Genomic DNA, 11,953 nt, shown 5'->3' on the forward strand with positions numbered 1-11,953 from the left:
GGCCAGGTCGGCGGGGGCGCCGATGCGCAGGTGCCGCTCGGCGGCGGCGAGCAGCCCGGGCACCGGGCGCGGCACCGCGGCGCCGCCCGCCCCCGCCGACAGGCCCGGCCGGCTAAGGCCGGTCGGCCGCGCCGGTTGCACCGGGAGGGAGACCGGCCGCAGGTCAGCTGGCGGCGGCACCGTCCACCACGATCACCTGGCCGTTGATGTTGGTGTGTTCCCGCAGCAGCATCCGCACCACCGGGGTGACCTCCACCGGTTCGGTCAGGTGACCGGTCGGGGTGCGGCGCACGATCTGGTCGAGCTGGGTCGGGCCGAGCACCGCGGACATCTCCGAGGCGAAGAAGCCGGGCGCGACCGAGTTGACCAGCACCCGGCCGCCCAGTTCCCGGGCGAGCGAGCGGGTGGCGGCGTCCATGCCGCCCTTGGTGGCCGAGTACGCCACGAGGCCGGGGAAACCACGCTGCCCGCAGATCGAGGTGATGTTGACGATCCGCCCGCGCAGCCCCTTCGCGAGCATCCGGCGGACCACCAGCCGGGTCAGCTGCAGCGGGGCCGTCAGGTTGGTCTCGATGATCCGGGCGATGTCGTCGGTGGCGGTGTGCGCGTGCAGGGAATCCTGGCCCATGGCGGCGTTGTTGACGACGCCGTCGATCGGGCCGAGGTGCTGCTCCACCTCTCGAATGAAGCTCTGCGCGGCCCGCAGGTCGGTGACGTCCACCGAGCCGACGTGCACACGGTCGGGGTGCTCGGCGGCGAGCTTCTCCAGCTCCGGCGTGATGGTGCGGGCGAAAACGGCCACCCGTACGCCCGCGTCGAGCAGGTCGGTGACGATGGCCAGGCCCAGGCCCCGGGAACCGCCGGAGACGAGGACCACGGAACTGGGCGGGACGAGCTGGGTGTCGGCGGGCTCAGACATCGCTCTTCAGGGTCTCCTTGACGGGAATGTCGGTCAGGACGCGAATTCGGCGCGGCACCGCGTGCTCGGAAAGCCGGTCGGCGCACCAACGGACCAGCGCCGCCTCGTCCGGCACACCGGTGTCGGCGGAGGCCGGCTCGGCGGGGACGAGAACCACCTCGGCGACCACCATCCGCCCGAGCACCGGGGCACGGCGGCCGGTCACCCGGGCCCAGGCCACCGCCGGATGACCGGCGAGCACGCCGCGGACCACGCCGGCGGAGACCTTGCTGCCACCGACGTTGATCTCGTCGGAGTCCAGTCGGCCGGTGATCAGCACCCGGCCGTCGAGCACCTGCACCCGGTCGCCGGTGCGGACCGGGCCGGCGAGACCGGCCCCGTGGTACGGGGAGGTGACCACCAGCTCGTCGTCGTGCACGGAGAGCGTCGGCCGGCCCGGAGTCTCCCGGTCCAGCCAGTCGACCGGGAACCCGGCCCGCCCGTCGTGCACCACAATGGACGCCCCCACCTCGGAGGACGCGTAGATCCAGGAGATCCGAGCGGCCGGGAAGACCTCCCGCAGCTGGTCCAGGATCGCCTGGTCCACCGGCTCGCCGCCGAGGGTGATCTGGCGCAGCGGCACCCGGGCCAGCGCGTCGGCGTCGCGGTAGAGGGTGCGCCGCCAGAAGGTCGGGGTGCCCGAGGCCGCATCGACCCCGTGCGCGGCCGCGACGGAGGGCCAGTCGTCCAGCTCGTCGGGCTCGACCACCACGAGGTGCTGGCCGGGCTGGGTCAGCGACAGGGTGACCACCTGCCACCAGGCGTACGTGCCGGGGGCGTACGGGCAGAGCCAGGTGCGGCCGGGTTGGTCGACCCGCACGGTGGTCAGCGTGTCGAGGGTGTGCCCGACCCGCTTCGGACGCCCGGTGGAGCCCGAGGTCAGCAGCCAGAGCCGGCCCGGCTCGGCGGCTCGCGGCCGGGCCGGCGCGCTCGGGTGCACGCCGTCGTCGTCGAGGACGCTGACGGTGAACCCGGCTTCCAGCAGCTCGGTGCGCATCGCCGCGTCGACCCGACTCGCGGTGCTGAGCAGCAGCTCGGTGCCGTGCACGGCGTGCTGCCGCGCCGCGGTGAGCGCGTGCGCGGCCGAGTGGGCGAGGACCGCCGCCGGGCCGGGCAGGGCGGGCGTCGGCAGCGAACGCCAGGTCAGCGCGGCGCCACCGACGACGAGCCGGTTGTCCACACCGGCCGGTTCCGCAGGCGCGGGGGCGTCGTGGCGCGACGTCGCGACGGTCACTGGTGTTGCAGCTCGACGAGGAAGTCGAGGACGTCCCCGACGGTGGCGATGCGACGCAGCCCGGGGGCGTCGAAGTTGAGCTCCTCCCCCGTCTCGTCCTCCACCCGCAGCGCCAGCTCGGAGAAGTCGAGCGACCGGAAGCCGATCTCCCGCAACTGGGCGGCGTCGTCGGCCGGCAGCTCCTTGTCCTGGTTTTTCAACACCTGAGCCATGAGGTCGCGGATCTGCGCGCGACTCAATTCGTTCATGCGCCGCAGTCTACAACCCAACGAATGCGTATCCCATTTCCCGGTGGGCCCGGGTAAGGTGCCGGGGCCCGACGTGAACGGCTAGGAAAGCGAGACGCACGTGCTGCGCGAAGCGACGACGGACGACGTTCATCTGATGTTGTCCTGGCGTAATCAGGAAACCAATCGACAGGTCAGCAAGACCAGTCACGAGATCACCGCCGAGGAGCACGCCCGGTGGTGGTCGGCGGTCCGCGAAGACCCCTCCCGACGGGTGCTGGTGTACCTGCGCGACGACCGCCCCTGTGGCGTGGTCACCTTCTTCGACCTGCGGCTGGACGGCCCGCGTACCGGGGCGTGGGGGTTCTATCTCGACGCCGAGGGGCTGGCCGGGCGGGATGAGACGCTGCCCGCCTGGCTGGGGGTCATGCGGGAGGCCGTCGAGTACGCCTTCGACGGTCTGCACCTGGACCGACTCGACGGCGAGGTGCTCGGCCACAATACCGTCGTACGACAGATGAACCGGCGGTTCCGATTCGTCGAGGGCACCCCGAAACAGGAGCTTGCCGACGGCCGGGAAATTACCGTCATCCCGATTTCCCTGGCTCGGGAGGATCGCCGCCAACGCTGATTGTCGAACGCTTTCGCGTAATGGCCCGAAATCATTAACCGACAGTGTTTCCGGTGGACATCCGCCGTTCACGGACAGCGGTGTCCACCGGGGCGTCGCGGATCAGACCCGCCGCCACGCCGCCCAGTGCTGCACCGGGTTGCCGCCGAGCCGGACGAAGCCGTACGCCGTGCCGTCCCAGTCGTCGGCCTGCCCGGGCGCCCAACGGGCGAAGACCACCTGCGCCACCGCCGGCGGCCGCCCGTCGCCGAACCACCGCACGTCGGTCCAGGTCACCTGGTGGCTGAGATTGAACCGGAGGATGTACTGCACGCCGGTCGAGGCCCACACCCGCTCGCCGGGGCGTACGCCGACGTCGGCCACCCGGGGCGTCGGCTGGGTGCGTTCGGCGGCCGGTCGCACGATCCGCTGGTCGATCACCTGCATCGTGACGAGGTTGGCCACCACGAGGACGCCGACGATCGGCAGCCGCAGGCGGGGCACCCGGACCGTGGCGACGAGCAGCACGCAGCCGGCGATGCCGACCAGCGACCCGACCACCGGTCGCAGCTCCCGCCAGCCCCCGGTCAACGCCGCCAGGTCCGGCGCGCTGAAACCGCCGTACCGCAACCGGTGGCCCTGGCTGGCCACATAGGCGAGTCGGGCGGCGACCAGCGCACCGCCACCGACCAGCAGCGCCACCGCGACGGCCGCCCGGCGCTGCACCACCCGCCAGCCGGCGGTGAACAGCACCCCGAGCCCGACCAGCAGCCAGAACGGCGCCAGCATCTGCACGTAGCGGCCGTAGATGGCGTCCAACGGTTTGCCGGTGATGCCGGACAGGATCACCGACGCGCCGCCGGCCACCCCGATGGTCACCACCAGCGCCACCCCCATCGTCCAGCGGCCCGCGTCGCCGTGCCGGGGGCGCCACAGCTCGCGCACGGCACCGGCCCAGGCCACCCCGGCCATCCCGAACGTGATCACCACCAGGTACCAGAGCTGGGTGGTGACCGCCGCGCTCGTACGGACCAGCCCCTGGGCGGAGGCGAGCGCTTCGAAGGTGCTGCCGTCGGGGGTGCTGCCGAGCAGGTAGACCCTGCCGCCGAGGTGGCGGATGGCGGCCTCGTTGACGAGCGCCATGGCGAGGACCGGCAGCAGCGCCGCGAGCACCACGGGTGGGCTGATCCGGCGGCGGACGAACAGCAGCAGCACCAGTCCGGCGTGCACGGCCACGATCACCAGGCCACGGGAGTGCAGCAGATGGAACCCGCCGACCAGCAGGCCGACGGTGGCGGCGGCGACCGGGCCGGGTCGGGCGATCCAGCGGTGCACGGCGAGCAGCCAGGCCACCACGAGCGGCGCCAGCACCGCGTCGATCATGGCGACGCCCGCGTAGAAGGCGGTCGCCGGCAGCGTCGCCGCCGCGACCGCGCCGAGCAGCGCGTACGACCGGCGCAGCTGGAACAGGCGGCGCCCGAACAGGTACGCCAACGGCAGCAGCGTCGAGTTCACCATCGCGTTGATCAGCTGGACGATCCGGTAGCTGTCGGTGAAATCCCGGTCCCCCAGGAACGCCGGCGAGATCAGCATCGGGTAGCCGACCCGACGCAGCAGATCGTTCTCGCTGCTGAAGCCGCCCGGGCCACCGGCCAGCGCGCGGGCGGTGTTCAGGTAGCTGTCCTCGTCGGTGTGCGCGATCGGCAGCACGATGTGCCGGGACAACCACATCCGCCAGGCCACGCTGAGCACCCACCCGGCAAGCAGGAGCAGCGGCACCAGCCACCGCCGGGCGGGCGGGCCGCCGGGCGTCTCGGCGACCACCACCGGCCGGTCGATCACGTCACTACCGGGTGCCATCAACGCCTCCAGAATTGCCGGCCGGACCAGGCCCCGCGCCGACCCGTCGGGCTCGTCGGCTGGCGTCGGTGCTGCACTGGCTGGCCCGCTCGCACCGAGCTGGTGTGGATGTCGGGTGAACGCGGGACCGGGTCGCGCGCACTGCCGCCGGTCGTTCGCGCGGCCACTGTAGCGGTCGGATCCGGCCAGGTCAGCCCACATCCGGGGCGGCCGGAAGTGTTCGCCTGCGCGGTGTCCGGCATTCACAGGAGCAGAGGTTGTGGTTCACCCGCGAGCGCCGGGGAGTTAACCCGCCATGGCTAGCGTGTCACCCCGGTCGGCTGGCCCAGGGCCGCTCGTTCATCCACGAACACGGGAGCACCACATTGAGTGAGTTGAATGGATCGTCCATTCTGATCACCGGGGGAACTGGTTCCTTCGGCAGGACGTTCCTCCGGCACATCCTCAACGAGGCCGACCCCGCCCGCGTGGTGGTGTTCTCCCGCGACGAGCTCAAGCAGTACGAGCTGCGCCAGCAACTCGGCGACGACCCGCGGCTGCGCTGGTTCATCGGCGACATCCGGGACCGGCACCGCCTCACCCGGGCCATGCACGGTGTGGACCACGTGGTGCACGCCGCCGCGCTCAAGCAGGTGGACACCGCCGAGTACAACCCCTCGGAGTACATCGCCACCAACATCACCGGCTCGCAGCACGTCGTCGACGCGGCGATCGAGGCCGGCGTCAAGAAGGTCATCGCGCTCTCCACCGACAAGGCGTCCAGCCCGATCAACCTGTACGGCGCGACGAAGCTGGTCGGCGACAAGCTGTTCGTCTCGGCCAACCACTACGCCGCCCAGCACCCCACCCGGTTCGCGGTGGTGCGCTACGGCAACGTGGTGGGCAGCCGCGGCTCGGTCGTCCCGCTGTTCCGTCGGCTGGCCGCAGAGGGCAAGAGCCTGCCGATCACCGACAAGCGGATGACCCGATTCTGGATCACCCTCGACCAGGCCGTGCAGTTCGTCATGGACTCGTTCGACCAGATGCAGGGTGGCGAACTGTTCGTGCCACGGATCCCGAGCATGCGCATCCTCGACCTGGTCGAGGCCGTGGCCCCGGACGCCACCACGCACGAGATCGGGATCCGGCCGGGCGAGAAGCTGCACGAGGAGATGATCGCGCCCGACGACAGCCGGCGGACGCTGCGCGCCGAGGGGCGGTTCATCGTCCAGCCGACCATCGCCACCTGGGGTTACCAGGCACCGGTCGACTGCGACCCGGTGCCGGACGGCTTCGCCTACCAGTCGGACACCAACGACGAGTGGCTCACCGTCGAGCAGTTGCGCGACATGCTCGGCATCAACTGATGACGGGGATGCTCCCGTACGGGCGGCACTCGGTCACCGAGGACGACGTCGCCGCCGTGGCCGGTGTGCTGCGCGGCGACTGGCTCACCACCGGCCCGCAGGTCGCCGCGTTCGAGGCCGACCTCGCCCGGTGGACCGGCGGGGTGGGCGTCACCACCGTCTCCAACGGCACCGCGGCGCTGCACGTGGCGTACGCGGCCGCCGGGGTGCGGCCGGGCGACGAGGTGGTGGTCTCGCCGATGACGTTCGTGGCGACGGCCAGCAGCGCCGCCGCCCTCGGCGCGAAGATCGTCTTCGCGGACGTCGAGGACGAGACGTTCTGCCTCGACCCGGCGGCGGCCGCCGCAGCGGTGACCTCGCGGACGGCTGTCGTCGCGGCGGTCGACTACGCCGGGCACCCGGCGGACTACGACGCGCTGCGCACGTCGATGGCCGGCAGCGACGCGCTGCTGCTCGCCGACGCGGCGCACTCGATCGGCGGCACGTACCACGGCCGGCCGGTGGGTTCGCTCGCCGACCTGACCACGTTCTCGTTCTTCCCCACCAAGAACCTGACCACCGCCGAGGGTGGTGCCGTCGCCGCACTGGACCCGCAGGTCCTGGAACGGGCGCGCCGGTTCCGCAGCGTGGGAGTGGTCCGCGACCGTGACGAGTTGCGCGTCGAGGACGAGGGCGGCTGGTACTACGAGGTCCACGAGTTCGGGCTGAACTACCGGCTGCCCGACGTGCTCTGCGCCCTGGGCCGCAGTCAACTGCGTCGCCTCGGCGAGTTCACCGCCCGGCGCAGTGCCCTGGTCGCCCGCTACGACGAGGCGCTGGCCGACCTGGACGGCGTCCTGCTGCCCGCCCGCAAACCGTGGGCCGACCCGGCCTGGCACCTCTACCCGATCCGGGTGCTCGACGGTCGCCGCCGCGAGGTGTACGACCGGATGCGGGCCGCCGGCATCGGGGTCCAGGTCAACTACATCCCGGTGCACTGGCACCCGGCCTTCGCCGACCTGGGTTACCGACGTGGCTCCTGCCCGGTGGCCGAGTCGTTCTACTCCCAACAGCTGTCGCTGCCGCTCTACCCGGGCCTCAGCGACGCCGACCAGGACCGCGTCATCGACGCGCTGACCGCCGCGGTGCGGGTCGGCTCGGTGCGTACCGCCGCCTGATGGGAACCTGATGCACCACGCCAACCACTTCTACGGCCACGCGCACGTGCTGGCCCGCTACGCCGGCCTCGGCGACCGGCACCCACCACGGATCAACGGGTACGTGCAGCACGGCTGGAACATCGGTGACGGTCTGGCCCCCGGGCACCCGTACGCCGAGCGCACCCCCAGCCTGCTCTGGTCGGAGCAGACCCGTCGCCGGGCCTGGTCGGTGGGTCGACGCAACGTGGTCGTCATCGGCGCGCCGTTCGTCTACCTGCTGGCCATGCGACCCGATGAACCACCGGCCGAGGAGAGGGAAGGCACCATCTGGTACCCGTTCCACGGCTGGGAGGGGCAGCACGTCAAGGGCGACCATCGCAAACTGATCGCCCTGATCCGCGACACCGAACCCGGCCCGGTGACGGTCTGCCTCTACTGGCACGAGTACCGGATGCGCAACGTGCGCCGGCTCTACGAGCGCGCCGGGTTCCGGGTGATCTGCCACGGCTACCGGGGGCACTGGTGGAAGGACACCGACCCGGACTTCCTCGACCGGCAGCTCACCGAGCTTCGCCGGCACCGCCGGGTCGCCTCCAACCGGCTGACCAGCGCGATCTTCTACGGCATCGCGGCGGGGTGTGAGCCAGCCGTCTACGGCGACCCGATGATCCTGTCCAACGAGGACCCCACCTTCGGCGGCACCGCGCGGATCCGGCGGCAGTGGCCGCAGCTGCACGGCAGCACTGTCGACCTGCCCACCGCGGTCGAGATCGCCCGCGCCGAGCTGGGCACCGACCACCGCTGCACGCCGGCCGAGCTGCGCGAGCTGCTCGGTTGGGCGAACCTCCAGGAGGAAGAGGAAGACCGTGACGACTGAGACGGCACCCGCCGGCCGGATCACCCTGCCGGGCGGCGAGATGCTGGCCTGGTCCGACCTGCCGCAGGAACGGCTGGCCGACGGTGGGCCGCTCGCCGCGCTGGCCGCCCGGCTGGTGCCGCCCGGCGCCCGGGTCCTGGTGGCCGGCCCACACGACCCGGCGCTGCTCGACCAGCTCGCCCACGCCGAGGTGACCTGCCTGCTGCGCAGCCACCCGGACGCGGTGGCGCTGGCGCACCGGGCGGCCCGCCTGGTGGTGGGTGGCCCGGCCGGGCTGCCCGACGACGAGACGTACGACGTGGTCATCGCGGCCGCCGGACTGGACCCGGTGGAGTCGGTGGAGGGCACCCAGCTCGGCTGGGACGGCGTGCTGGCCCGACTCGTCGCCGCGGTGCGACCGGGTGGCGCGTTGCTGCTGCGCCTGGACAACCCGCTGGGGCTGCACCGGCTGGTCGACACCACCCCCTGGTACGCCCGCCGGGACGATTCCGCCTGGGCGATCGGCGGTGTGCTGGACCGCGCCCACCCGGCCAACCGGGATCAACTGCGCGCGCGGCTCAGCGTGGCGGGGCTGCTGCCGGCCACGTGCTGGGCCGCGTACCCCGATGTCAGCACGCCGACGGCGCTGCTGGACGCCGACCACCTCGACCGGGACGCCGGCTCCGGCCTCTTCGACGCGGTGCTGCACGGCGCCTGCGCCGGGGGCTTCACCAGCGCCACAGTGCTCCAGGACCCGGCCCGGCTGGCGGTGGACGCGCTGCACGCCGGGCGCGCCGCCGACCTCGCACCGGGCTGGCTGACGCTCGCCCACCGTCCCGCCGACCCCACGGACCCGAGCACGCCGACAGCCGACCGGGACCTGCCGGTGGCTCTCGTGCAGACCGGTCGCCCCGAGATCGGCGTGTTGGAGGTGCTGCACGGCCCCTCCGGTTGGCGCTGGGGGCTCATCCCCACCAGCGACGCGAGGACGCCGGCCGTGGCGCCGTTCGCGAGCCGGGAAGCCGCGTACCGGGACGCGGACGCGCTGTCCGGGCCGGTACCGTCCGGCCGGCTGCTGCGTACCCTGCTGCTCGACGCGGCCCTGCGCCGCGACCTGAGCACGGTGCGCGCGTTGCTACAGGGGTACGCGGGCTGGCTCGCCGACCAGGCCGACACCGACGGCCGGATCGCCGGCGCGGCGGCGCTGGCCGGCGCCGACAACGTCGTGTTCGACGGCGAGCGGTACGCGGTGCTCGACCCCAGCTGGCGGGCCACCGCCCCGCTGCCCGCCGACGTGGTGCTCGCCCGTGGGCTGTGGCGCTTCGCCGCGGGCCTGCTCACCGGCGGGTACGCCCATCCGTGGCCGTCCACTCTCGACGTGGTGGGCCTGACCGTGGTGCTCGGCGGCCTCGCCGGCCTCGATCTCGACCGCGCCACCGTGAGCGAGGCGGTCGAGGTCGAGGCTGCCATCACCGCCGCGCTGCACGGGCTGGACGCCGGTGGCCGGGTCGACCTCGCCACCGAGCTGCACGCCGTCGCGCCGACCGGTCCGCCGGTCGGCGGGCACAGCTACCAGCAGCTGCGCGAGGCGTGGCTGCGCCAGCGCGAGGAACTCACCCGGTTGGCCGCGCTGACCGCGTGGACCGACGAACTGCTCACCTCGCGGGAACGGGCGCTGCGCCGGGCTGAGGCGACGATCGGCCTGCTCAGCGGGTCGCTCAGCTATCGGGTGGGTCGGCTCGCCATCACTCCGGCCCGGCTGGCCAAGCGCGGTGTCCGCGCCGCCAAACGCCGGGCCACCGCTGTGCTCGCCCCCAAGCAGGAGGAGCAGCAGTGAGCGTTGTACCGGTGCCCGGGGCCGCCGTGGGCGACGTCGCGCCACGGATCGTCGGCATCGTGCAGGCGCGCATGGGTTCGTCCCGGCTGCCCGGCAAGGTGCTCCGCCCACTCGCCGGCCGTTCCGTGCTGGGCCGGGTGGTCCGCGCCGCCCGCGACAGCGGCGTCCTGGCCGACCTGGTGGTCGCCACCAGCACCGACGCGGTCGACGACGCGGTGGCCGTCGAGTGCGCGCGGCTGGACGTGCCGTGCCACCGCGGGCCGGTCGACGACGTGCTGGATCGGTTCGTGGGCGCCCTCGCGGCGCACCCGGGGGACGCCGTCATGCGGTTCACCGCCGACTGCCCGCTGCTCGACCCGAAGATCATCAACCTGGTCGCGTCGGTGTACCGGGCGGTCCCCGGGCTGGACTACGTGAGCACGTCGATCGCCCGGACCCTGCCCCGTGGGCTGGACGTCGAGATCATCCGAGCGGAGACACTCCGCACCCTGGGCCGGCTCGCCACCGACCACCACCGGGTGCACGTCACCTCGTACGCGTGCACCCACCCGGAACTGTTCCGGGTGCTCGGGGTGACGCTCACCCCGGACCGCTCCGCGCTGCGGCTGACCCTCGACACCGAGCAGGACTGGGCACTGGTCAGCGCGATCGTCGACCACTTCGGTGACGTCAGCGTGCCGCTGGCCAAGCTCGCCGACTGGCTCGACGGCCAGCCCCGGCTGCGCGCGCTCAACGCGGACGTCCGACAGAAGCAGCTGGAGGAGTCCTGAACACGCTGAGGGTCGGGTTGCGCTGCGACGCCGGGCCCCGGCGCGGCGTCGGCCACCTCATCCGTTGCCTGGCGCTCGCCGAGGAGTTCCTCGCCCGGGGCGCCGACGTCACCGTGTTCGGCACCGTCGAACGGCTGGACTGGGCCACCGCGGAGCTGGCCGCGCGGGGCATCCCGCTGCTCCCCGGCCCGGACTCGGCGGCCGAACTGGTCGACACCGCCCACCGACACGCACTGGACGTGCTGGTCCTCGACTCCTACGACCTGGACCCGGCCGGGGCCGGCGCGCTGCGGGCCGCCGGCGTGTACACCCTCGCCATCATCGACGGTGACAGCCGAGGCCAGGTCGCGGACCTCTACCTCGACCAGAACTTCGGCGCGGAGCTGCCGGGGCTGCGGCCCGCAGCGCAACCGCCGGGGCTGCCGGGCCGGCTGCTCGCCGGCAGCGGGTACGCCCTGCTGCGCGACAGCGTGATCAACGCCCGACCGCCGGTCGCCCCGCCCGCCACACCGGTCAGCCGCCCCCGGGTGCTGGCCTTCTTCGGCGGCACCGACGCGGTGGGCGCGGCCCCGGTGCTGACCCGGGTGCTGGTGGCCACCGGTCACCCGATGGACCTCACCGTCATCGTCGGGCGACCAGAGATCGAAGCGGAGGTCGAGGACATCACCCCCGGCCGGGGGCAGCTCATCCGGCCGGTCCCGCCCACCACCTCGCTACCGGCACTGATCACCGAAGCGGACCTGGTGGTCAGCGCCGCCGGCACGTCAACCTGGGAACTCTGCTGCCTCGGCGCAGCGAGCACCCTGGTCTGCGTGGTCGACAACCAACGTGAGTCGTACGCCCGGGTGGTGCGGCACGGCGTGGCCGCCGGCCTCGGCGAGCTGCCGGAGCTGACCGCCGGCGGCGTCGCCGGACGCGCCGCCCGTGCGACGGCGGCGCGGACCCTGCACGGGCTGCTCAGCTCGCCGCAGCGGCGGGCGACGCTCGCCGCGCGCGCCTGGTCCACCGTCACCGGGCAGGGCCGGGCGCGGGTCGTGGACGCGGTGTTCGACGCGGTGCGCCCCGCCGCCGTCACGCGCTGACGCCGGCAGGCCGCCGCCACAATTCGCACGGGTG

At 73.0% G+C, this 11,953-nt stretch carries 11 protein-coding genes and 1 pseudogene; 7 read left to right on the forward strand and 5 right to left on the reverse strand.

The genetic code is table 11. The features are described 5' to 3' along the window. The 4 genes and pseudogenes from DLJ59_RS36795 to DLJ59_RS02965 form a co-directional block, all read right to left on the reverse strand. Positions 1–180 (reverse strand): annotated as a pseudogene (locus DLJ59_RS36795) (hypothetical protein); the annotation flags it as partial. Next, entirely contained in the window at positions 164–919 is a 756-nt protein-coding gene (locus DLJ59_RS02955) for an SDR family NAD(P)-dependent oxidoreductase (RefSeq protein WP_124770974.1), read from the reverse strand. The gene DLJ59_RS02955 and the pseudogene DLJ59_RS36795, both read right to left, overlap by 17 nt. Then, complete coding sequence (locus tag DLJ59_RS02960) at positions 912–2,192, reverse strand: AMP-binding protein (protein ID WP_124770975.1); 1,281 nt, start codon at positions 2,190–2,192, stop codon at positions 912–914. Before DLJ59_RS02960 ends, DLJ59_RS02955 begins: the two co-directional genes overlap by 8 nt. Beyond that, positions 2,189–2,440, reverse strand: coding sequence for an acyl carrier protein (locus DLJ59_RS02965; protein WP_091401397.1), 252 nt, complete (start codon positions 2,438–2,440; stop codon positions 2,189–2,191). Before DLJ59_RS02965 ends, DLJ59_RS02960 begins: the two co-directional genes overlap by 4 nt. 100 nt (positions 2,441–2,540) lie before the next feature. Between DLJ59_RS02965 and DLJ59_RS02970 the strand changes: the two genes are divergently transcribed. Then, complete coding sequence (locus DLJ59_RS02970) at positions 2,541–3,050, forward strand: GNAT family N-acetyltransferase (protein WP_124770976.1); 510 nt, start codon at positions 2,541–2,543, stop codon at positions 3,048–3,050. Positions 3,051–3,152: 102 nt separating this feature from the next. Here the strand turns inward: DLJ59_RS02970 and DLJ59_RS02975 are convergent, their stop codons facing one another. After that, a complete protein-coding gene (locus DLJ59_RS02975; protein WP_158630772.1) occupies positions 3,153–4,889 on the reverse strand; it encodes a hypothetical protein in 1,737 nt (578 codons plus the stop codon). A 365-nt stretch (positions 4,890–5,254) separates the two neighbouring features. On the opposite strand from DLJ59_RS02975, the gene pseB reads away from it, so the two are divergent. The 6 genes from pseB to DLJ59_RS03005 are packed head-to-tail and all read left to right on the forward strand — an operon-like array spanning position 5,255 to position 11,919. Next, entirely contained in the window at positions 5,255–6,235 is a 981-nt protein-coding gene (pseB, locus tag DLJ59_RS02980) for a UDP-N-acetylglucosamine 4,6-dehydratase (inverting) (RefSeq protein WP_030335851.1), read from the forward strand. Next, complete coding sequence (locus tag DLJ59_RS02985) at positions 6,235–7,392, forward strand: DegT/DnrJ/EryC1/StrS family aminotransferase (RefSeq protein WP_124770978.1); 1,158 nt, start codon at positions 6,235–6,237, stop codon at positions 7,390–7,392. Before pseB ends, DLJ59_RS02985 begins: the two co-directional genes overlap by 1 nt. A gap of 10 nt (positions 7,393–7,402) precedes the next feature. Next, positions 7,403–8,251 carry a hypothetical protein gene (locus DLJ59_RS02990; protein WP_124770979.1) on the forward strand — a complete coding sequence of 283 codons (849 nt, stop codon included), beginning with the start codon at positions 7,403–7,405 and terminating at the stop codon, positions 8,249–8,251. Further along, a complete protein-coding gene (locus DLJ59_RS02995) occupies positions 8,241–10,067 on the forward strand; it encodes a class I SAM-dependent methyltransferase (protein ID WP_124770980.1) in 1,827 nt (608 codons plus the stop codon). Before DLJ59_RS02990 ends, DLJ59_RS02995 begins: the two co-directional genes overlap by 11 nt. A 26-nt stretch (positions 10,068–10,093) precedes the next feature. Next, positions 10,094–10,837 (forward strand): cytidylyltransferase domain-containing protein, encoded by a 744-nt coding sequence (locus DLJ59_RS03000; protein WP_279635721.1) that lies wholly within the window; start codon positions 10,094–10,096, stop codon positions 10,835–10,837. After that, positions 10,834–11,919 (forward strand): PseG/SpsG family protein, encoded by a 1,086-nt coding sequence (locus DLJ59_RS03005; protein ID WP_124770981.1) that lies wholly within the window; start codon positions 10,834–10,836, stop codon positions 11,917–11,919. Before DLJ59_RS03000 ends, DLJ59_RS03005 begins: the two co-directional genes overlap by 4 nt. Positions 11,920–11,953: the final 34 nt, after the last annotated feature.

The sequence above is a fragment of the Micromonospora inaquosa genome, assembly GCF_003857055.1.
GTDB lineage: Bacteria > Actinomycetota > Actinomycetes > Mycobacteriales > Micromonosporaceae > Micromonospora > Micromonospora inaquosa.

What these genes read in the sequence shown, in the direction of transcription:
- DLJ59_RS02955 (WP_124770974.1), bottom strand. Translation starts at nt 919, where the DNA reads ATGTCTGAGCCCGCCGACACCCAGCTCGTCCCGCCCAGTTCCGTGGTC.
- DLJ59_RS02965 (WP_091401397.1), bottom strand. Translation starts at nt 2,440, where the DNA reads ATGAACGAATTGAGTCGCGCGCAGATCCGCGACCTCATGGCTCAGGTG.
- DLJ59_RS02975 (WP_158630772.1), bottom strand. Translation starts at nt 4,889, where the DNA reads ATGGCACCCGGTAGTGACGTGATCGACCGGCCGGTGGTGGTCGCCGAG.
- DLJ59_RS02985 (WP_124770978.1), top strand. Translation starts at nt 6,235, where the DNA reads ATGACGGGGATGCTCCCGTACGGGCGGCACTCGGTCACCGAGGACGAC.
- DLJ59_RS02990 (WP_124770979.1), top strand. Translation starts at nt 7,403, where the DNA reads ATGCACCACGCCAACCACTTCTACGGCCACGCGCACGTGCTGGCCCGC.